Origin of the sequence: Devosia elaeis, assembly GCF_001650025.1 — a bacterium.
In the GTDB taxonomy this organism is placed as follows: Bacteria; Pseudomonadota; Alphaproteobacteria; order Rhizobiales; family Devosiaceae; genus Devosia; species Devosia elaeis.
Genome location: NZ_LVVY01000099.1, coordinates 1 through 19,947, shown reverse-complemented (window position 1 = coordinate 19,947; position 19,947 = coordinate 1). Strand labels below are relative to the sequence as shown.

Genomic DNA, 19,947 nt, shown 5'->3' with positions numbered 1-19,947 from the left:
CTGTCAAAAAACCGTCGCAAGGGGTTGAGGTCTTCGGCGCCACCCCCTATATAGCCCTCACACGGCGCCGCGGCGCAGTGGTTGACGCGGGATGGAGCAGCCCGGTAGCTCGTCAGGCTCATAACCTGAAGGTCGCAGGTTCAAATCCTGCTCCCGCAACCAAAGAACCCCAGTTAAGCGAAAAGCTTAGCTGGGGTTTTCCTTTGTGCCCATGCAGCTCGCTACGAGACGGCGCAGCGTAATGTCAGCGCAATGTTGGCACCCGACTAGGTGATGGATTTTCGCCATACCTGGACTGGGACCAAGCGCATGAAAGACCGCCTTAGCTATTTCCGAAGCCCGGGCCTCAGATTTGCTGCGCTGCCACTCGTCGGCATATTGGCAGGATGCGTTTCCCTCTCGGCGCCGCAAGTGCCGACGATGGCGGTGCCTGCATCGTTTTCCGCCGCGCCAGCCCGGCCTGCCGATAACGCCATGAACAGATGGTGGCTTTCCTTCCGGGACGCACATCTCAACGCATTGATTGAGCGCGGTCTCCAGCAAAATCTCGATATTGCGCAGGCCGTCGAGCTGATCAACGAGGCCAATTCCGCCCGGATCGGCGCCGGTTCGGGACTTCGCCCGATGGTGTTCGGCTCCGTCGCAGGCGCTGTCGAACAGCAAGGCGATGGCGCGGCGGCGTCTTCCGTCACCCATGCGGGAAATGCCTCGTGGCTCATCGATCTCTTCGGGCAGGGTGCCAACGCGCAACGTGCGGCCGTGGCCAATATCGAGGCGGCCCATCTCTCCGCCGACGCGGCCAGGCTTACGTTCTTGTCGGAGGTGACGCTCGCCTACATCGAACTGCGATACTATCAGGAGCTACTTGCTCTCACCCGACTGAATTTGGCAACCAGGCAGGAAACCCTGGATCTGACCAACAGATTGCTGCAGATCGGGGCGGGCTCCCAACTCGATGTCCTGCAAGCTCAAAGCGCTCTCGATGCGACCACATTGCAGATGCCAGCATTGGAGATGGGGTTCGTCAGGGAGCTCAACAGGCTGGCAACGCTCACGGCTCAGTCGACGGAGCAAATTCGTGTGGGACTGGAAAGGGGCGCCCCCCAGCCCTGGCCGCGACTTCGAGTGAATGCGGGTGTGCCGGCAGACCTAATTCGTCAACGTCCCGATATACAGCGCGCCGAGCGGGTTCTCCTTGCCGCCTGGGCCGAAGCCGGGATCGCTGAAGCTCAACTCTATCCGTCGATAAGCCTTGGCGGCAGTATCAACATCGTTCAGTTGGCAGCGGGAACGACGTCCGGCTGGAGCTTTGGTCCCACACTCAATCTGCCCTTCCTGGACGGCGGCGCATCTCGCGCCAATCACCAGGTGGCTTTGTCTCGTGTGGAGCAGGCCTATATTGGATGGCAGTCCACCGTCAGGTCCGCCATCGAGGAGGCGGAAAACGCGCTCGCTGCCCTCCGGCGTGACGCTCGAAGTCTTGATGCGGCAAACAAGCTCAAGGACAGCGCGACGAAGCAGCTGGAACTTGCAAGGTTTAGTTACGAAACTGGCGAAGGACAAATTCTAGACGTGTTGAATGCTGAACGCGGGCTATTCGACGCTCGAGGAGAAGTCGCCGCCGCCACGCTGCAATATGCAAAAGATTTCGTGATTCTAAACGTTGCCATAGGGGGCGGAGTGATGTCCCTTTCCGTGAACTGATTGCAAAAAAGGTGACGATGCCGCCTGCGGTCCGTGCGGGTCGAGCTGTATCTGCAGCACCATGCGGGCACGAACCGGAGCAGCGCGCCTGAGTGCCGCCATCGGGAACATGGTGTCGTGACGGCTTCGCCGCCTGGGGCTCCACAACCGGCCCCTTGGCGGATCGTCGTGGTGCTTCAGGCGGCGGTGCGGGTGGCGTGCGATGCGCCTGACCGCTAATTCTGCCAGGGCCGTACCGGCTGGAGCGTGTCTGCGTCGAAGAACAGCATGCTGGTGCCGCCATTGGCGTTCGGGACCCAGGCGCGGATCAGGCCGCCCCATTCTTCGATGCCCGAGGTGACCACGCCATTGTCGCGCAGAGCGCTTTCGATGGCGAATATTGAGCGGCCTCCAATGGTGTCCTCATTGTCGTCGTCGTTGGCGAAGGTGGGAGCGACGCTGAAACCAACCAGAGCAATGGCGGATGCGATAGCGGCGACGAGTACATGTTTCATTTGGGTCTTCCTTGTGAATTGAACACCGCTAAATTCGCCCGTTTCCATTATCCGAACATTGCAAGTTTTGTTTATTTCAGATAGTTAGAGGTAAAGTGAAATCGCTTCCGAGCCGCCGCGACGGCGGTATTGAGCGCGACAGAAGCGTGCGGGGAAATCGGCTTGATCGACATCCTGCGTCCATCTGAGCTTCGGGGAAGCCGATGAACCACAAAGCGACGGCACCCACCGAGATCGGTGGGTGCCGCGCTGTTGACGCCGTGGAGAGGCAGCGTCAGATGTCGGCCAGCACGGAAGGCGGATTTTCGTGCTGGTCAGGTGCTCGTGGCAGGACGCGGGCGAGGAAGCGCGAAAGAGCATCCACATAGGTCAGCATGACCGGCACAACCACCAGCGTCAGCAGTGTCGAACTGATGAGCCCGCCGATCACTGCATGAGCCATGGGCGCGCTTTGGTCGCTTCCTTCGTGAAGGGCGAGCCCCAGTGGCATCATGCCGAATATCATGGCCAGCGTGGTCATGATGATGGGGCGGAAGCGCGTACCGCCAGCCTCGATCAAGGCGTCGACAAGACTTGCGCCCTCGCGGTGGTGCTGATTGGCATTGTCGACCAGCAGGATGGCGTTCTTGACGACCAGACCCATCAGCATGACGAAGCCAATCATAGAGTACATGTTCAGGGTCGACCCGCCGACCAGCAGGCCCAGCATGACCCCGACCAGCGACATCGGCAGAGCCATCATGATCGCGAACGGCTGCAGGAAACTGCCGAACTGGCTGGCGAGAACCAGGTAGATGAAGATGACCGCCAGCATCAGCGCCGAGCCCATGGCGACGATCGTCTGGTCCAATTGCTCCCCGTCTCCGCCCTGGTCCACGCGCACGCCGGCGGGCAGGTCGAGCGCGGCCATGGCAGCATCGATCTGGCTGGTCACATCTCCCAGAACGCCGCCCTCGATATTGGCCGTAATGGTGACCTGACGAGAAAGGTCTTCCCGATGGATCTCACTGGGTCCCAGGGTCGGCCGGATTTCCGCGACCTGGTGAAGCGGAATGGCGACCGGTATTTCGGTCTGGCTTTGGGCGATGGGCAGGTTGGCGATGGCGTCGATGCTCTGCCGCATGTCAGCCGGGAGGCGCACCACGACATCGAGCTGGTCGCCCGTGGCATCGTTCCATTCCGAAACGGTGGCCCCACCCAGCATGGCGCGCAGGGCGAAACCAGTGGCCTCCACACCGACGCCCAGATCGCTGGCAGCCTGCCGGTTCAGGACAATATCGAGTAATGGCTGCGCCTGTTGCAGATTCAGCTTGATATCGACCACGCCGGGTATGACTGCCATTCCCTCCCTGACCTGGGCTGCGGCGGATGCAAGGTCGTCGAGATTTTCGCCCTGAAGTTTCAGTTGGATAGGACTGTCGATGCCGCCGATGCCACCACCGGGAGTCACCACAAAATCAGCACCGGGAATGGACCGCAGCGCCTCGCGGATAGAAGCCGTCATCTCCTGCGCCGTGTTCTCGCGCTCGCCCGGGTCGACCAGGGTGACGGCAATAATTGAGCGGTTCTCGCCGGCGGCACTGCCAGCATTGATGCTGGCATAGGTGCTTTCGACCTCGGGCATGGCCGCGAGCAGGGACACGACCTGCCGGGCCTTGATCGCCGTATAGTCGGCCGAAGAGCCGGCAGGGGTTTCGACGTCGACCTGTATCTGGCTGTTGTCCGAGGAGGGTATGAATTCCGTGCCGACCATCGGGAACAGCAAAAAGCTGCTGCCGAAGGACATCAGCGCCACGAGCATGGTGATGATCCTGTGCCGCAGCGACCAACCCAGCACACCGCGATAGACATGGGCGAGCTTTTCAAAGCCGGTGTCGAAGAGGCCGACGAGCCGGCCGACGGGGCCGCGCTTCGCCCCGGGCTGGGAGTCCGGATCGTACCAGACGCTTGAAAGCATAGGGTCGAGCGTGAAGCTGACAAAGAGCGAAATCAGCACGGCGACCGACACCGTGATGCCGAACTGCATGAAGAAGCGGCCGACAATCCCGTCCATGAAGGCAAGCGGCAGGAACACCGCAACGATGGACAGCGTGGTGGCCAGCACCGCCAGCCCGATCTCTCCGGTGCCATCGAGGGCCGCCTGGATGTGGGACTTGCCCATATGCAGGTGACGGGTGATGTTCTCGCGCACAACAATGGCGTCATCGATCAGGATGCCGACCGACAGGGTCAGCGCCAGCATGGTCATCATGTTGAGCGTGAAGCCGAGCAGGCTGATCACGGTCAGGGTGCCGATGATGGAGATGGGCAGGGTGAGCCCGGTTATGATGGTCGAGCGCCAGGAATTGAGGAACAGGAAGACGATCATCACGGCGAGTGCCGCGCCCTCTATCAGGGTGGCCTGAACGGTCTCGAAATTATGCTCGATGGGCTCTGCCGAATTCAGCAGCACATCGACGACCACGTCTTCCGGCAGGCCGCCACCTGCGTTCAATTGGGAGACTGCGGCCTCCGCCGCATGCGAAATGGCGACGGTATTGCCGCCCTTGATCTTGACCACGTCGATGGCCAGGGCCTGTTCGCCATTGCGGAACGCGAAGCCATCGGTGTCGGGCAGCCCCAGGGTCACGGTCGCCACATCGCCGATCGTGACGTCCTCGCCGCCATGACGGGCAACAACCACGTCGCGGAATCCTTCCAGTGAGGCCACTTCGGCGTTGAGATGAACGGAGTGCACGAGCAATCCGTTCACGATGGATCCGCTGGGCAGGGTCTGGTTGTCCTGCTGCAGGGCCGCGACGACGTCGCCGATGCCGATGCCGAAGGCGTTGAGCAAATCCGGGTCGACCGCGACATTCACCTGATCATGGATTGCCCCGACCACGGCGGCACTGCCCACGCCGGCAATCGCGGTAAGCGCGGGTTTGACAATGTCCTCCGCCAGAGTGGTGAGTTCGGGTATCGACCGCGTCTGGCTGCTGAGGACCAGCGACATGATGGGAGTAGCAGTGGGATTATACCGCAGCACCTGGCTGGTATCGGCAGAGTCGGGCAGATCGTGGGCAATCGCAGCCAACTGATCGCGCACATCCTGGGCGGCGGCGGCCAGATCCGTTCCCAGGCTGAACTCGACCACGACCGTCGAATGGCCGGTACTGGAGGTGGAGGTGACCCTTTCGATGCCGTTGACGGTGTTGACCGCTTCCTCGATGGGCTGGGTGATCTTGGTCTCGACCGCTTCCGGGGACGCGCCGGTATAGGGCGTCAGCACCGCAACGACGGGAAACTCGATGTCGGGATATTGCTCGATAGGCAGGCTGCGATAGGCCGAGATGCCGAAGACCAGTATGGCCACCATGACCATGGTGGCAAAGACGGGATGCCGGACGCTGATGGAGGTCAGGAACATCGCTCAGTTCCCCTCGATCACGACGGACACGCCGTCTGCAAGGCCAGAAAGGCTGGTACCGACGACGACATCGCCTGCGGCAATGCCGGACCGCGCCTCAACCAGCGCGGTTGACGGCCATGCCGTGCCGGTCTCGATCGGGCGCTCATGAAGCACGCCATCGACGACAGCCAGCACATAGGACGCATCGTCCCGCGTATGGATTGCGTTCGCGGGCAGCGCGATGACGTCGTCCTGCTCCTGCACCACGATCTCGCCGGTGACGAACATGCCGCCGCGCAGGACACCTTCGGGGTTATCCAGGTTGAGAAAGATCTTGACCGATCGCGTCCCAGCTTCGGCTATCGGGCTGACACGATCGACGATGCCGGTGAATGATCGTCCTTCCAGGCCCTGCACCACAAGGCGAACTGGTTGGCCGACGGCAATGCGCGCCGAATGCTTGAGCGCCGCGACGACTTCGACGCGAACGGCGGACAGATCCACGATCGACACCATTGTGGTGCCAGGGTTCACGATCTGGCCGGGCTCGATATCGCGGGATGCGACCGTGCCCGAGAACGGCGCCATGACCCGGGCGCGCAGCAGGTTGGCCTCGGCAAGAGCCACCTGGCTTTGCTGGGTGGCGATGGTCGCGGCAAGTTGGTCGACTTCGGCCTGCGCCGCGTCAAGCGTGGTCTGCGCCGCGAGCCCTTGGTCGGCCAATAACCGGGTCCGCGCGAGCGTTGCCTCGGCGGCCCGCAATTGCACGATGCTCGACGCCATGGTGCTGCGCTGCTGATCGAGTTGCAGTTGCAGATCGGTGGTTCCGACCTCGACGAGCAACTGCCCGGCGTCGACATAATCCCCCGGTCGCACCGCCACCGTCTCGGCCAGCCCGGTGACCTGGGCGGCTATGGCGGCTTCCTGCACCGGATGGATCGTGCCAGTTACCCTGACCAGGTCTTCGATGCGTTGTGGTTGTGCCGTGACCAGTTCCACAGGGTGCAGCCGCATCGCACGCGGCGTCGCTGGAGCGTCTATTGCGGCGGCGGGGGCGGGTGGAATTTGGTTGACCAGCAGCACCGATGCGACGCCGGTCGCCAGCGCCAGCATGACGGCCGGCCAGAACCATCGGCCCCTTTGGCCTTTGGCGGTAGAGGAAACCTTGTCGGCGGTGTTCTCGGACGCGTTCATCGAAACCTCGCATGGATCGGGGAATGGCCGAGCACCGGCCTGTGAACCATGCAATGATCTTGCTGGATTGCGCCAACGTTGCGCGCCAACGCAAGGCAGCCGCAATGTCTGTCCCTAGACTGACGAAAAAACGAGCAGGAATATCACATGCGCATTTTGCTGGTCGAAGACGAAATGAATATGGTTGCGGCCCTGACCGCGGCACTCAGCCGCCACGACATCGTGGTGGATCACGCCCGTACACTTGAAATAGCGCAAGAGGCCTGCCGTAGCAGGGTACATGACGCGGTGCTGCTCGATCGAAAGCTGCCCGACGGCGATGGTCTGTCGCTGATCCCGCTATTCCGGCGGGAGCAAGCCGGTTTGCCCATCATTGTGCTGTCGGCGCTCGGATCGCCAGACCATCGCGTTGCCGGTCTGGACCATGGCGCCGACGACTACCTGCCCAAGCCCTTCTCCACCGACGAGCTACTGGCGCGCTTGCGCGCCGTGATGCGCCGTCCCGCCCAGATCGGGGAGAGCATGGTCAAGGTAGGACAATTGCGGTTCAACCTGACCGAGCGGCAGGCCGAGGTGGCCGACAAGCCGCTGAACCTCACGCGCCGCGAATTGCTGGCCCTCGAAATCCTGGTGCGGCGGTCGGGCAGAACTGTGTCCCGCACCGCGCTGGAAGAAGCGGTCTATGGCTATGACGATGAGATCGCGTCCAATTCGCTCGAGGCCCATATTTCGCGGCTGCGGCGCAAGCTCGACGGGGCGGGGATCGAAATCCACGCCATTCGCGGACTGGGCTATCTGCTGCGAGCCACATCATGAAGCCCTGGAACTCTCCGTCGCTGCGGGCTCGGCTGACCTGGCGCATGGTGGCGATGCAAGCAACGGTGTTGATTGCTTTTACCAGCCTGGCAGCTATTCCGGTCACTGCACTGATCCGGGACGAGCAGGGATTGGACGACGTCTTCATCGAGCACATCGCCGAGTCCATCCAGCGCAACGCGGCAGGCGGCCTTGATCTCGTGCTTGACGAAGGCTTCAAGGCAAAGGCCGCCGAGTATCCCAGTTTCTGGTTCTACGCCACTGACATCAATGGCAATTCGGTGCAGATGGGAAACATTCCCGAGAATGTTGAAGAGCTGCTGGACGATCTTCCCCGTATCAACTCCGCCAACATTGCCGATATCGGCCAGCCCGAGCAATCCAATGCCCTCGTGCGGCGGGGGGAAAGTGATGCAGGAACGCTCTGGATCATTACTGGAGGCGGGCCCAAGATTGGGTTCAAGACGTTTTTCACAAGCTTTGGGGACCCCGTGTTCCTTAGTTTGCTGTCGTTTCTGACGCTGGGGTCGTTTCTTGTCATTCCAATGGTCGTTACTCGTCAATTAAGTGGCCTGGACCACGTCGCGGCCGAAGCCGACAAGATCGACGTGGACCAGCGTGGCGTTCGTCTGTCATCGGCGCATGTGCCCGAGGAACTCCACTCCCTGGTGGCGGCCGTCAACGCCGCCTTGCAGCGCCTCGACGATGGCATGGAACGGCGACAGCGATTTCTTGCCGATGCGGCCCATGAACTGCGCACCCCCATAGCCATATTGCAGACGAGAATCGAACTCCTGCCCGATGACAGTGAACGTAGCCGGCTGATGCTGGACGTGGCGCGCCTGGCCAATCTGGCCAACCAATTGCTCGACCTGCAACGACTTGATGCAGATCTTACGGTCTTTGTGCCAGTCAACCTTGTTGATTTGGCCGCTCAGGTCACTTCGGACATGGCGCCCCTGGCGATCACGGCCGGGGGTGAGATTTCCTTCGATGCCGAAGTCGACGACGTCACCGTGACCGGGGACGCCGTTTCGCTCTCCCGGGCCATCGTCAATCTCATCCAGAACGCCATAGTCCACGGTGGCGACAAAGCCGCTGTCCGGGTCGCGGTGGGCCGCGATGGCTCGCTGAGTGTGGCCGATTCCGGTCCAGGCATCGCGGCAGAACATCGTGAGTCGATCTTTGAACCCTTCAATCGGGTCAGGCCGCTCGATCACGGGGCCGGACTTGGGCTCAATCTGGTTCGGGATATTGTCACTCGTCACCATGGTAAGATCACGGTGGAGGATGCCCCCGGAGGCGGCGCGCTATTCGAGATATCGCTGCCTCTCGTATTGTGAGGCCCAAGCCCAGTGCCGCCATCACGTTCCCGGACGGCAGTAAGACAAACAACCTGCCGGTTGTCCGAGGAGCGAAATCGATCTGGCAAGGAGCCGGTAGAATCGGTGCGATCGCTAGGTGGCGGCTGTTCCAATTGGCAAACAACGTCTCCGCTATAGGCTCTCGCGCCAGGTCCACCGCGTCTGTGGCTTCCTTTCCGCCAGGGGTTATCAGCGCTTCGCGCACCAGCTTGTCGCCGGCCCAGCGAACTCAGCGGGTTCGCCCAGCTTTTCCTTTGATGCCTGTGGCGCTTTGGCCGCAGCGGGGGGCGGCGGGGCCTGGTTTGCATATTGTTCATTGCCCGGTGTTAGATTGAGCGGTAATTTATCGATCCGAGTTAGTCCGCTGGCGCGCGGGGGAGCGGTTTGTGTTCGAGTTCTGGCGCAGAGCGGTGTTTTTTTCCCGTCCCTTGAGGGTTGAGGGCAAGAGAGGCGGGTTTTCTTGAGGCTGATCCACCGCCACATAAGTCTGGGCTGGATTGCGCTCGCCATGCTGGCGGGCGCTGGCCCGACCGCTATCGCGCCGGTCCAGGCGCAGAGCCTGTTGCCGCCTGATCTGTTCACCGCGCCGATCGACCCGGCCGCCCCCACGGCGGTGGAGGCCGAGGAGCTGGTGTTCGATTCGGTGCGCAACATCATCACCGCCCGCGGCGACGTGGTGGTGCGCGTCAGCGGCTATGTTATTGCCGGAAACGAGCTGGTCTATCGCCGCGAGAGCGGGGAGATGGATGTCGTCGGCAATGTCCGGGTGACCGACCCTTCGGGAAATGTGTCGGAAAGCGCCACGCTGTCGCTGACCGGCGGGCTCAAGCGCACGGTGCTCGATTCGATGACCATCACGGCGCGCGACGGATCGCGGGTGACCGCGGACAGCGCCGATTTCGACCAGGAATTGCGCTCCATCCTGCTCAATGCCGAATATGCGCCCTGCGGGGAATGCGTGGGCAAGGACGGACGGCGCATCGGCTGGTCGATCAGCGCCGCCAAGGTGGTGCAGAATGGCGAGGACGGTTCGACCAGCTTCGAACAGCCGGTGCTGTCGCTGCTTGGCGTGCCCGTGGCCTGGCTGCCCTATCTCTGGCTGCCCGATCTCAGCGACACGGCCCTTGGCCGGCTGCCCATGCCCAATTTCGCCTATTCGGAACAGATGGGGCTGAAGGCCGAAGTGCCGGTGACGGTCTATTCCACCCGGATGACCGACATCATTCTCACCCCGACCCTGGTGTCGCGCCAGGGCTTCCTGCTCGGTGCCGAATGGGTGCAGCGCTTCGACCAGGGCTCGTTCCGCATCAAGGCTTCGGGCCTTTACCAGATGGACAAGGACGCCTTCACCTTTCCCGATGCGCGGCAGGACTGGCGCGGGGCGGTGCAGGCGGATGGCTCGTTCCGCCCGGTGCCCGACTGGACGCTGGGCTTCGCCTATGCGGCCTTTTCCGACAGCGCCTATTTCAAGGATTATCAATTGAGCCCGCGCCGCGCAGCGGTCAACGAGGTCTATGCGACGCATCTGACGGCGGACACCTATATCGACGCGCGGCTGCAGCAGTTCAACCTGCTCGGCGATTCTACGGATCAGTCGCGAGACCAGCAGGGCCTGGCATTGCCCAATCTGCGTGTCGAGCGGACCTTCCAGCTTGCACCGGGCGCGGGGCAGGTGGAGGTCGAGGCGCGGATGCTCGGCATCTATCGGGCGCGCGAAAATTCGACCCTGTATAATGGTACACGGTATGACCTTGGCTATGCCGGCACCCGCATGCATGGCATGGCGCAGGCGAGCTGGCAGAACCAGTGGATTGTCGGCGGCGCGGTGGTGACGCCTTTTGCCGGCCTGCGGATCGACGCGGCCAATTATGAGCGCGGCACGGGGCAGGTCTTCAATCCGGCCTCCATGCCGCCTGCCGACGGCACCCTTTTCGGCGCCACCCCGATCGCGGCGCTGGACGTGCGCTATCCACTCGTGGCGCGCAGCCCGGGCATGACGCATCTGGTCGAGCCGATTGCGCAGATCGTCTATCGCGGGGCCTCGAGCCTGCAGCCGGGCATCACCAACGAGGATTCCCAGAGCGTGGTGTTCGATGACACCAATCTGTTCAGCTATAACCGCTTTACCGGCATCGACCGGCAGGAGACGGGGCTGCGGCTCAATGTCGGTGGGCGCTATCTCGCCAGCCTCGATGACGGCAATTATCTCGAACTGGTGGGCGGGCAGTCGTTCCAGCTCGCCGGAACCAATGTCTTCGCCGATTCCAACCGCCAGCAGGCGGGCGTGGGATCGGGCCTCGAGGATGCGGCGTCCTACGCGGTGCTGGGCGCCTATGGCATGCTGGGCGATGCTTTCCGGTTCGGCGGCAAGGTGCAGCTCGACAGTGACGATTTCAGCCTGGCTCGCGCCGGCCTGGGCGTGAGCTATCGTCATGATGGCTGGACCGGCGCGATCAATTATCGCTATGCCGAGGCGGTGCCCGAGGCCGGCAATCCGAAGGACCTGCATGAAATGGGGGCGGAGCTGACGCTGCCCATCGATGAATATTGGTCCGTTTCGGGCAATTATTATTGGGACATTGCAGGCAATACCTGGCTGCAAGCCGGCGGCGGCGTCGTCTATAATGACGGCTATCTCAACATGGCCGCCAACCTGACCGGCACCGGCCCGACCCATCGCAACGACAACGACCTGCGCGCCACGGTGACGTTCCGGCTGATGGCGCCGGCGGGCTTCGAAGCAGGCTATTCCGGCGCCGTCCCGGTGTCGAACTGGCTGAACTAGGCAAGGAGATGTCCATGAGCAGACGGCGTGTTCTTGCTTTGCTGGGTGGTGGCATGCTGACGCTGAGCCTGGCCGGCTGCACCAGCTTTTCCCCGGTCTATGGCGATATGTCGGGCGGCGGCCTGGCCTCGGCGCGGTTCAACTTTGCGGAGCCGAGCAACCGGCTGGAACAGGTCATCCTCAACCGGCTGCGCGTGGCCTTCCCGAACGCGGCTGGTCCGGGGGACCCGGTGCTGCGGGTCGTTGCGCGAAGCACGTCGCCCGGTGCGGCTCTTTCGGATGCGTTTGCCGTGGGCACGCCCGTCAATGTCGGGGTGCAGGCGACGATCAGCATCGTGCAGGACGAACAGACGCTGTTTACCGCCACCCGCTTTACCGAGACCGCCTATCAGGGCGGGAAATTGTCCCCCAGCAACCTGCTCTCGGCGGAGGGAACACGCGAAGCGGCGGCCGAAAGCACGGCCGAGGCGCTGAGAGCGGCCATTCTGGCGGGTTATCGCCCGGGCATGGTCAGCACGCAACCACGTTGACGGCGAGACCGCCGAGGCTGGTTTCCTTATATTTTTCGCTCATGTCGTGCCCGGTCTGGCGCATGGTCTCGATGCACGCATCGAGCGGCACGGCATGGGTGCCATCGCCCTTGAGGGCCAACGAGGCGGCGGTCACCGCCTTGACGGCGCCGAAGGCATTGCGCTCGATGCAGGGGATCTGCACCAGGCCGCCGACCGGGTCGCAGGTCATGCCCAGATGGTGTTCGAGCGCGATTTCGGCGGCGTTTTCGACCTGGGCGGGCGTGCCGCCGAGAATGGCGCAAAGGCCGGCCGCCGCCATGGCGGAGGCCGAGCCGACTTCACCCTGGCAGCCGACCTCGGCGCCCGAAATCGAGGCGCGGTGCTTGATGATGCCGCCGATGGCCGCGGCGGTCAGCAGGAAATCGCGGATCGCGGCGTTCCCGGTGCCGGCATTGAACTGCACCGCATAGCGCAGCACCGCGGGAATGACGCCGGCGGCGCCATTGGTGGGGGCGGTGACCACCCGGCCGCCCGCCGCATTCTCCTCGTTCACCGCCATGGCGAAGAGGCTCAGCCAGTCATTGGCCATGAGCGGGTCGATCTCGTTGCGCTGCCATTTTTCGGCCAATTGCGCATGGATGGCCCCGGCGCGGCGCCGGACGCGGAGGCCGCCGGGCAATTCGCCGCTGCCGGCGATGCCGCGATCGATGCAGGTGGACATGGTGGTCCAGATGGCGTCGAGGCGGTGGTCGAGATCGCGGCGCGACAGGCGGACTTCCTCGTTCGCCCGCTTCATGGCGGCGATGGACAGGCCCGAGCGGCGCGCCATGTCGAGCATTTCGGCCGCATCGGCGAAGGGCCAGGGCACGTCCTGAACGGCGGGGGAGGCGGTGCGCATGGCCTCGAGCTCTTCGGCAGTGAGGACGAAGCCGCCGCCGATGGAATAATAGATCCGCCGCAGCAGCAATTGCCCGTCTCCGTCCCAGGCGCAGAATTGCAGGCCATTGGGATGGCCCGGCAGGGGATTGGTCTTGTCGAGGACCAGGTCGACGGCGGGACGGAACCGATAGGCGGGATGGCCGGGCGGATGCACCAGGCCGGTCCGGCCGATTTCGGCAAGGATCGTTTCCATGGCGTCGGGATCGACGGTCTGCGGATGGGCGCCGGCCAGGCCCAGAATGACGGCCCGGTCGCTGCCATGGCCGATGCCAGTAAAGGCGAGCGAGCCGTGCAGGCTGGCGGTGATGGCGGCGGGCCGGGCGCGCGCGGCACGCGGCCAGGTGCCGTTGGCCAGGTCTTCGAGAAAGCGGCCGGCGGCCAGCATCGGTCCCATCGTATGGGAACTGGACGGGCCGATGCCGATCTTGAACACGTCGAAAACCGAAAGGAACATGCCCTATCATAGCGGGCGCCGCGGCCTGCGCAATCGCGGGCGAGACGCGATTGTTTCGCAATGGGCAACAGAGCGTGGCCTGTGTCGGCGATTGCGCACCGGCGCGTCTTGACCGATATCGAAGCCGAACCCAGGAGAAATGCGATGTCCAATTATCAGTTTCGGGCCGCCGACGGCGCCGATGCGGCCGCCCCGGTCTTCTTCCTGTTCCATGGCACGGGCGGGGACGAAAACCAGTTTTTCGAGCTGGCCGGACAATTGCTGCCCGGCGCAAGGCGGGTGGCGCCGCGCGGCGATGTCAGCGAGCACGGCGCCCTGCGCTATTTCCGCCGGACCGGGGAGGGCGTCTATGACATGGACGACCTGGCGATGCGGACCACGGCCATGGCCGGCTTCATCCGGGAGCAGATCGGGACGACGCGCCCCGCCCGTATCGTGGGGCTCGGCTATTCCAACGGCGCCAATATCCTGGCTTCGGTGATGTTCCAGGCGCCGGACCTGTTCGATGCGGCGATCCTGATGCATCCGCTCATCCCCTTCGCGCCGCCGGCGGCGGATTTTTCCGGACGGCAGGTACTGATCACGGCGGGGCGGCGCGACCCGATCGCCCCGGCGGCGGCCAGCCAGGCGCTGGCCGATTATTTCACCGCCAACAAGGCCGAACTGAGCCTTGCCTGGCACGAGGGCGGGCATGAAATCCGCCAGGACGAGTTGAGCGCGATCCAGCGTTTTCTCTGAGCGGGCAGGACTTTCGGGCTGACATTGCGTGGCGGGATGACGGCGCGGGAGGCCGTTGCTATCATGCCGGCCATGTCAGTGCGGAGGCTTGCTCATGTTGCGTATGGTATCGGTTCTCGCCCTTGGCCTTGCGGCCATGCCCGGTTCGATCAATGTGGCCCTGGCGGCCAGCTTCGATTGCACCAAGGCCGGAACGCCCTTCGAGCGGGCCATCTGCAACAATGAAGAGCTGTCCGCCGCCGATGACCGGCTGGCCGCCACCTATGAAACGGCGGTGGGCGGGCTTTCGGAAATCGCGCGCGGCGACGTGCGGACCGGCCAGCGCGAATGGCTGAGCTATGCCCAGCGCGCCTGCACCCGAGACGCCAAGCCCATGGTGTCCGGCGAATATGACGAGCGTGGGCTGACCTGCCTGGTCGACCTGTTCAACGGCCGCAGCACGGTGCTGGAACAGAGCCGCATGATCGGGGGGCTGCGCTTCTACCCGATGGCGCGCTATGAGGCGCTGCCGGACCCCAATGAAGCCGGCAATCCGGATTCGTGGTCGCCGGTGGCGCGGCATGAATTGTCCTGGGTCCAGCTCGATGCCGACGAGGGCTTCGCCCATGCCTTCAACGATATCATCCGCGACGAGGCGCGGCTCTCCTCCCCCGTGCTTTCGGACGGGATCGGACCGGATGCCGAAGATGACGGCAGCAGCAGCGACACCAATAATTCCTTTGCGGTGGAAGGGGTTGCGGGTACGGGGCGCATCAGCGTCAAGGCCAATACCTATTGGTATGGACATGGCGCGGCCCATGGCAATTGGGGGATCACCTACCGGCATTATCTCACCGAGCAGGGCCGCTTCATGGAGGCGCGGGACCTGTTCAGCGGCGATGGCTGGGAGGCGGCTTTGCTGGACCTGGCGGTCAAGGCGGCGAAGGCCGAGCATGGCGATGCATTGATGCTCGATGACACCAGCTCCATCGCCGATGTCGTCATTGCGCCGGAGCGCTGGGATCTCCCGGATTCCTATGCGCTGGTCATCCAGTTCCAGCCTTATGAAATCTCGGCCTATGCCTATGGGGCGCCGCAGGCGCGGGTGCGCTGGAGCGATCTCGAGCCTTACATGGTCGAGGGTTCGGAGAGCATTCGCTTTGGTTTTTAAGGGTTTAGCCTAGAAGGTCGGCCCATTCGGGGTGGCGGCGGAACTGGACGACCACATAGGGGCAGACGGGCGTGATCTTGAAATCCTGTTCGCGTGCATCGGCAATGGCGGCCTTGACCAATTGCAGGGCAATGCCGCGGCCTTCATAGGTGGGCGGGACGCCGGTATGGTCGATGATCATCGGGCCATCGCCTTGTTTTCTATAGGTCATTTCGGCCTCGGCCCCCGGGGCGAGGTGGATGACATAGCGGCCGCGTGTCGGGCCTTCCTCGCGGATGATCTGGTAATCCTTGTCGGCCATGGCGGAAATCCTCGTTGTCGATAGGACCAATGTGGGGCCTTGGCATCGCCGTCGCAAGCGGGCGATCGCGCTAACAGACTGTTAACGTTGAGCGTAACGAAAGGGACATTTCATGAGCGATTTTCTTCACCACATGATCGCTTCGGGGCCAAGGCCGGTGGCGCCGTTCAGCCATGCGGTGGAAAGCGATGGCTGGGTCTTCGTCACCGGGCAGATGCCGACCGATCCGGCGGCGCCCGAGGCGCCTTTGCCGGAAGGCATCGAGGCGCAGACGCGGCGGGTGGTGGACAATCTCAGAATCGTGCTCGGCGGGATCGGGCTGGGGCTCGAACACGTGACCATGGCGCGGATCTATCTCACCCAGTTCGAGCGGGATTACGCGGCGCTCAATGCCTTGTGGCCGAGCTTTTTCGAGGTGGGCAAATTGCCGGCGCGGACGACGGTGGGGGTGACGGCCCTGGCGGTCGGGGCGCTGGTGGAGATCGACCTGGTGGCGCGGCGGCCAGGCTGAGGCCCCCTCACCCGGCGCTGCGCGCCGACCTCTCCCCCAAGGGAGAGGTGAGAGACTCAGTCGCCCTTGCGGCTCATTTCGATCATGCGTTCCACGGCCTGGCGGGCGGGGCCGATGATGTCGAGGGGGATGGTCACTTCCTCGCTCATGGTGTGGAGCGACCAGAGGACGTTTTCGAGATTGATGCGCTTCATGTGCGGGCAGATATTGCAGCCGCGCAGGAAATCGACGCCGGTGGTTTCGGAGGCGACATTGTCGGACATGGAGCATTCGGTGACCATGACGACGCGCGGCGGCTTTGTGCTCTTCACCCAATCGATCATGGCCGCGGTGGAGCCGGCGAAATCGACCGCGTCGATGACCTCGGGCGGGCATTCGGGATGGGCGATGATCTTGGCGCTGGGATAGGCGTGGCGCAATTCGGCGATGTCGTCGGCGGTGAAGGTCTCGTGCACCTCGCAGGCGCCGGCCCAGGTGATGACCTTCTTGTGCGTCCTCTTGGCGGTGTTCTGCGCCAGATATTGATCGGGGATCATCATCACCGTGTCGCCCTCGACGCGATTGACGATGTCGAGCGCGTTGGAGGAGGTGCAGCACACGTCGGTGACGGCCTTCACAGCCGCCGAGGTGTTGACATAGGTGACGACGGGCACGCCGGGATATTTGGCGCGCATGGCCAGCACATCCTCGGCGGTGATGGATTCGGACAGCGAGCAGCCGGCGCGGCTGTCGGGGATGAGAACCGTCTTTTCCGGGTTCAGCATTTTGCTGGTCTCGGCCATGAAATGCACGCCGCATTGCACGATGACCGATTGCTTCACCTTGGTGGCCTCGATGGCCAATTGCAGGCTGTCGCCCACCACGTCGGCGACGCCGTGATAAATCTGCGGTGTCTGGTAATTATGGGCGAGAATGACCGCGTCCTTCTCCTTTTTCAGCCGGTTGATCTGGAAGATCAGCGGCGCATAGAAGGACCATTCGATTTCGGGGATCTTGTCGCGGACGCGATCGAAAATCGGCCCGGTCTCGCGCTCGATGGCCTTGGAGAACTTGAGGTCGAAGCTCTCGGCCAGGATGGCGCGCGCCTCGGCCAGCGGGGTCAAAGCATTGATCATCTGCACCATTGAGGACTCCCCCCGCTCGCTGTCCCGGGCTTTTCCGAACCCGTCGACGGGCCCGGTTTGCGGCGCGCAGGGCCGGCCCGATGGCGCGCGCTCGGCGCGCGAGGCGGAACCTAGGTATTTTTGGCTTTCATTTCAATGAACGGCCTTGCAGGAAATTCGTTGTGCCCCTAACGCTGGGGCAAAATTCCAGCAAAGGAAGACGATCATGCCGCAGGACGCCAACGCCATTCGCTCCATTCTGTCGCTCGCCCCGGTGGTGCCGGTCATCATCCTGGACGACGTGGCCCAGGCGCGGCCGCTGGCCGAGGCGCTGGTGGCCGGCGGCCTGCCGGTGCTGGAAGTGACGCTGCGCACGCCCAATGCGCTCAAGGTGATGGAAGAAATGGCCAAGGTCACCGGCGCCATTGTCGGCTCGGGCACGGTGCGCAATGGCGGGCATATGAAGGCTTCGGTGGATGCGGGCTGCCGCTTCATGGTGTCGCCGGGCGCCTCGCCGCGCCTGCTCGACGCTGCCGAGGACGTGGCCATTCCGCTGCTGCCGGGCATCGGCACGCCGACCGAGGCCATGGCGGCGACCGAACGGGGCTATTCCTTCCTCAAATTCTTCCCGGCCGAGGCCCTGGGCGGCGCGCCGGTGCTCAAGGCCTTCGCCTCGCCGCTGCCCGATATCACCTTCTGCCCGACCGGCGGGATCGACGCGGAAAAGGCCAAGACCTATCTGGCCCTGCCCAATGTGATCTGCGTGGGCGGGTCGTGGATCATGCCGGCCGACGCGCTGGCCAGCAGCGATTTCGCCCGCATCGAGGCGCTGGCGAAAGAGGCGAGCGCGCTCAGGGGGTAGTCCTTGGGCGGGGCTGCTTCCGTCACGCAGGCCGTCACCCTCGGGCCTGACCCGAGGGGCCTGAACCTGCCGATACGCCCCCCAGTGCAGAGCCCTCGGGTCAAGCCCGAGGGTGACGATCGGTGGAGGGGGCCAGATGTGGGGCAATGGCCAAGCCGGTTGGCGCTTGGACCTGCCGATGTGCTCCCCGGTGCAGAGCTCTCGGGTCAGGCCCGAGGGTGACGGCCGGTGGAGTGGACTGGAGGTGAGGCGATGACCAAACCCGTTCCTGAACATGGCCTGGGCCATTTGCGCATCGTGCTTTCCGAGACGGCCTATATCGGGCCGGGGCGGGCGGATTTGCTGGAGGGGATCGCGCGGAGCGGGTCGATTGCGGCGGCGGGCAAGGCGATGGGGATGAGTTACAAAAGGGCCTGGGGGCTGGTGCAGGCGCTGAATGACGGCTTCGGGGCGCCGCTGGTGGAGGCCAATCGCGGCGGGGCCGGGCAGGGCGGGGCGGTGCTGACGCCGCTGGGGCAGCAGGTGCTGGCGGCCTATCGGGCCATGCAGGCCAAGACCGAAAGCGCCATTGCCGGCGAGGTGGCGGCACTGCGCCGGGCGATTTCCGATACTTCCAGTTGAATATATCGCTTGCGCGGGCGCGGCTTTGCATTCATCGATATGTTTGAAGGAACATATCGGAGATTGTCCTGGTGCGTATTCCGCTTGCTGCCGCCCTGTTGGCGACGAGTGCGCTGCCGGCTGTTGCCGGGAGCGTCAATGTGGCGGTGGCCGCCAATTTCACCGCCGTGGCCGAGGACCTGGCGGCCCTGTTCACGGCCGAGAGCGGCCATGAGGTGGTGCTGAGTTTCGGGGCGACGGGGCAGCTTTATGCCCAGATCAGCCAGGCGGCGCCGTTCGGGGTCTTCCTTGCCGCCGATGTCGAGCGGCCGCAATTGGCGATCGTGGAAGGCCTGGCGGTGGCGAACTCGTTCTCCGTCTATGCGGAGGGGCGGCTGGTGCTCTATGGGCCGGGGCGGGACCTGAGCGATGGCGCGGCGGCGCTGGAAGCCGATTTCAGCCGGATCGCCATAGCCGATCCCCAGGCCGCGCCCTATGGCAAGGCGGCTTTGGAAACCCTCACCGCATTGGGGCTCTACGATGCGGTGGAGCCGAAAGTGGTGTGGGGCGAGAATATTTCCCAGACCTTGCAATTCGTCGAAACCGGCAATGCCGAACTGGGCTTCGTGGCCGCCAGCCAGGTGCCGGACAAGGCCGATACCTGGCCGGTGCCGGCGGCGCTGCATGCCCCGATCGCGCAGGGCGCGGTATTGCTGAAGGCAGGGGCGGACAATCCGGCGGCGGTCGAGTTCCTGGCGTTTTTGCAGTCGGATGCGGCCATCGCGGTGATCGAGGCGGCGGGATATTCGGTGCCTTGAGGAGAGTCCGGATTAATGCGCCGATAGATTTTGCCGGCCGCACCCCCCTCCCAACCTCCCCCGCAAGGGGGGAGGTGCCGCATCCAGTTTGTGGCGCGGCCCGCCGGCAATTTCCGGCCCGGCCCCCTCCCCTTGACGGGCGGGCTGGGGAGGGGTGGCTTGGTTATTCACTGATGGACCCCCACCCTCATTCCCTCCCCTCAAGGGGGAG

Annotated in this window: 17 protein-coding genes and 1 tRNA gene; 12 read left to right on the top strand and 6 right to left on the bottom strand. The window is 63.8% G+C overall.

Annotated features, from left to right (window positions below; all coding sequences use genetic code 11):
* The first annotated feature begins 85 nt into the window (after positions 1-85).
* Positions 86-162 (top strand) — tRNA-Met (locus tag A3840_RS13570).
* 147 nt (positions 163-309) lie between these two features.
* Positions 310-1,704, top strand: a complete 1,395-nt coding sequence (locus A3840_RS13565) for an efflux transporter outer membrane subunit (RefSeq protein WP_067457734.1) — start codon at positions 310-312, stop codon at positions 1,702-1,704.
* Positions 1,705-1,919: 215 nt separating this feature from the next.
* Here A3840_RS13565 and A3840_RS13560 read toward each other — a convergent pair whose 3' ends face one another.
* The 3 genes from A3840_RS13560 to A3840_RS13550 form a co-directional block, all read right to left on the bottom strand.
* The gene (locus A3840_RS13560) at positions 1,920-2,198 is read right to left on the bottom strand and encodes a hypothetical protein (protein ID WP_067457731.1); all 279 of its coding nucleotides are present in this window, start codon (positions 2,196-2,198) and stop codon (positions 1,920-1,922) included.
* Between the two features lie 274 nt (positions 2,199-2,472).
* On the bottom strand, positions 2,473-5,607 hold the full coding sequence (locus A3840_RS13555; RefSeq protein ID WP_067457728.1) for an efflux RND transporter permease subunit: 3,135 nt from the start codon (positions 5,605-5,607) through the stop codon (positions 2,473-2,475).
* A gap of 3 nt (positions 5,608-5,610) precedes the next feature.
* On the bottom strand, positions 5,611-6,783 hold the full coding sequence (locus A3840_RS13550) for an efflux RND transporter periplasmic adaptor subunit (RefSeq protein WP_067457726.1): 1,173 nt from the start codon (positions 6,781-6,783) through the stop codon (positions 5,611-5,613).
* A 147-nt stretch (positions 6,784-6,930) separates the two neighbouring features.
* Here A3840_RS13550 and A3840_RS13545 point away from each other — a divergent pair, with 147 nt between their 5' ends.
* The 4 genes from A3840_RS13545 (at position 6,931) to A3840_RS13530 (ending at position 12,278) form a co-directional block, all read left to right on the top strand.
* Positions 6,931-7,599: a response regulator transcription factor gene (locus tag A3840_RS13545; RefSeq protein WP_067457723.1), complete on the top strand. Its 669-nt coding sequence runs from the start codon at positions 6,931-6,933 to the stop codon at positions 7,597-7,599.
* A complete protein-coding gene (locus A3840_RS13540; protein WP_067457720.1) occupies positions 7,596-8,942 on the top strand; it encodes a sensor histidine kinase in 1,347 nt (448 codons plus the stop codon). The genes A3840_RS13545 and A3840_RS13540 overlap by 4 nt, the downstream gene beginning before the upstream one ends.
* A 481-nt stretch (positions 8,943-9,423) precedes the next feature.
* A complete protein-coding gene (locus A3840_RS13535) occupies positions 9,424-11,748 on the top strand; it encodes an LPS-assembly protein LptD (RefSeq protein WP_067457718.1) in 2,325 nt (774 codons plus the stop codon).
* A gap of 14 nt (positions 11,749-11,762) precedes the next feature.
* Positions 11,763-12,278, top strand: coding sequence for a hypothetical protein (locus A3840_RS13530; protein ID WP_131798327.1), 516 nt, complete (start codon positions 11,763-11,765; stop codon positions 12,276-12,278).
* On the opposite strand, the gene A3840_RS13525 is transcribed toward A3840_RS13530, so the two are convergent.
* Positions 12,259-13,653 carry an L-serine ammonia-lyase gene (locus A3840_RS13525; protein WP_067457712.1) on the bottom strand — a complete coding sequence of 465 codons (1,395 nt, stop codon included), beginning with the start codon at positions 13,651-13,653 and terminating at the stop codon, positions 12,259-12,261. The two genes, A3840_RS13530 and A3840_RS13525, sit on opposite strands and share 20 nt — an antisense overlap.
* Positions 13,654-13,797: 144 nt before the next feature.
* Here A3840_RS13525 and A3840_RS13520 point away from each other — a divergent pair, with 144 nt between their 5' ends.
* The gene (locus A3840_RS13520; protein ID WP_067457766.1) at positions 13,798-14,391 is read left to right on the top strand and encodes an alpha/beta hydrolase; all 594 of its coding nucleotides are present in this window, start codon (positions 13,798-13,800) and stop codon (positions 14,389-14,391) included.
* Positions 14,392-14,485: 94 nt separating this feature from the next.
* Positions 14,486-15,541, top strand: coding sequence for a DUF3298 domain-containing protein (locus A3840_RS13515; RefSeq protein WP_082903891.1), 1,056 nt, complete (start codon positions 14,486-14,488; stop codon positions 15,539-15,541).
* A 4-nt stretch (positions 15,542-15,545) separates the two neighbouring features.
* On the opposite strand, the gene A3840_RS13510 is transcribed toward A3840_RS13515, so the two are convergent.
* Positions 15,546-15,842: a GNAT family N-acetyltransferase gene (locus tag A3840_RS13510; RefSeq protein WP_067457706.1), complete on the bottom strand. Its 297-nt coding sequence runs from the start codon at positions 15,840-15,842 to the stop codon at positions 15,546-15,548.
* Positions 15,843-15,975: 133 nt separating this feature from the next.
* Between A3840_RS13510 and A3840_RS13505 the strand changes: the two genes are divergently transcribed.
* Positions 15,976-16,353, top strand: coding sequence for a RidA family protein (locus A3840_RS13505; RefSeq protein ID WP_067457762.1), 378 nt, complete (start codon positions 15,976-15,978; stop codon positions 16,351-16,353).
* A 56-nt stretch (positions 16,354-16,409) separates the two neighbouring features.
* Here A3840_RS13505 and nadA read toward each other — a convergent pair whose 3' ends face one another.
* Entirely contained in the window at positions 16,410-17,477 is a 1,068-nt protein-coding gene (gene nadA / locus A3840_RS13500; protein WP_109442331.1) for a quinolinate synthase NadA, read from the bottom strand.
* Positions 17,478-17,682: 205 nt separating this feature from the next.
* On the opposite strand from nadA, the gene eda reads away from it, so the two are divergent.
* From eda to modA, 3 genes are all read left to right on the top strand, one after another.
* Positions 17,683-18,318, top strand: coding sequence for a bifunctional 4-hydroxy-2-oxoglutarate aldolase/2-dehydro-3-deoxy-phosphogluconate aldolase (eda, locus tag A3840_RS13495; RefSeq protein ID WP_067457703.1), 636 nt, complete (start codon positions 17,683-17,685; stop codon positions 18,316-18,318).
* Positions 18,319-18,570: 252 nt separating this feature from the next.
* Complete coding sequence (locus A3840_RS13490; protein WP_067457700.1) at positions 18,571-18,939, top strand: winged helix-turn-helix domain-containing protein; 369 nt, start codon at positions 18,571-18,573, stop codon at positions 18,937-18,939.
* 71 nt (positions 18,940-19,010) lie between these two features.
* A complete protein-coding gene (gene modA, locus A3840_RS13485; RefSeq protein ID WP_245676623.1) occupies positions 19,011-19,736 on the top strand; it encodes a molybdate ABC transporter substrate-binding protein in 726 nt (241 codons plus the stop codon).
* Positions 19,737-19,947: the final 211 nt, after the last annotated feature.

Bases quoted from the DNA above. Each gene is read 5' to 3' on its own strand.
- A3840_RS13510 (WP_067457706.1), bottom strand. From the start codon at position 15,842: ATGGCCGACAAGGATTACCAGATCATCCGCGAGGAAGGCCCGACACGC.
- nadA (WP_109442331.1), bottom strand. From the start codon at position 17,477: ATGGTGCAGATGATCAATGCTTTGACCCCGCTGGCCGAGGCGCGCGCC.
- A3840_RS13555 (WP_067457728.1), bottom strand. From the start codon at position 5,607: ATGTTCCTGACCTCCATCAGCGTCCGGCATCCCGTCTTTGCCACCATG.
- eda (WP_067457703.1), top strand. From the start codon at position 17,683: ATGCCGCAGGACGCCAACGCCATTCGCTCCATTCTGTCGCTCGCCCCG.
- A3840_RS13505 (WP_067457762.1), top strand. From the start codon at position 15,976: ATGATCGCTTCGGGGCCAAGGCCGGTGGCGCCGTTCAGCCATGCGGTG.
- A3840_RS13540 (WP_067457720.1), top strand. From the start codon at position 7,596: ATGAAGCCCTGGAACTCTCCGTCGCTGCGGGCTCGGCTGACCTGGCGC.
- A3840_RS13545 (WP_067457723.1), top strand. From the start codon at position 6,931: ATGCGCATTTTGCTGGTCGAAGACGAAATGAATATGGTTGCGGCCCTG.
- A3840_RS13560 (WP_067457731.1), bottom strand. From the start codon at position 2,198: ATGAAACATGTACTCGTCGCCGCTATCGCATCCGCCATTGCTCTGGTT.
- A3840_RS13565 (WP_067457734.1), top strand. From the start codon at position 310: ATGAAAGACCGCCTTAGCTATTTCCGAAGCCCGGGCCTCAGATTTGCT.
- A3840_RS13490 (WP_067457700.1), top strand. From the start codon at position 18,571: ATGACCAAACCCGTTCCTGAACATGGCCTGGGCCATTTGCGCATCGTG.
- A3840_RS13520 (WP_067457766.1), top strand. From the start codon at position 13,798: ATGTCCAATTATCAGTTTCGGGCCGCCGACGGCGCCGATGCGGCCGCC.
- A3840_RS13525 (WP_067457712.1), bottom strand. From the start codon at position 13,653: ATGTTCCTTTCGGTTTTCGACGTGTTCAAGATCGGCATCGGCCCGTCC.
- A3840_RS13530 (WP_131798327.1), top strand. From the start codon at position 11,763: ATGAGCAGACGGCGTGTTCTTGCTTTGCTGGGTGGTGGCATGCTGACG.
- A3840_RS13550 (WP_067457726.1), bottom strand. From the start codon at position 6,783: ATGAACGCGTCCGAGAACACCGCCGACAAGGTTTCCTCTACCGCCAAA.
- A3840_RS13515 (WP_082903891.1), top strand. From the start codon at position 14,486: ATGTTGCGTATGGTATCGGTTCTCGCCCTTGGCCTTGCGGCCATGCCC.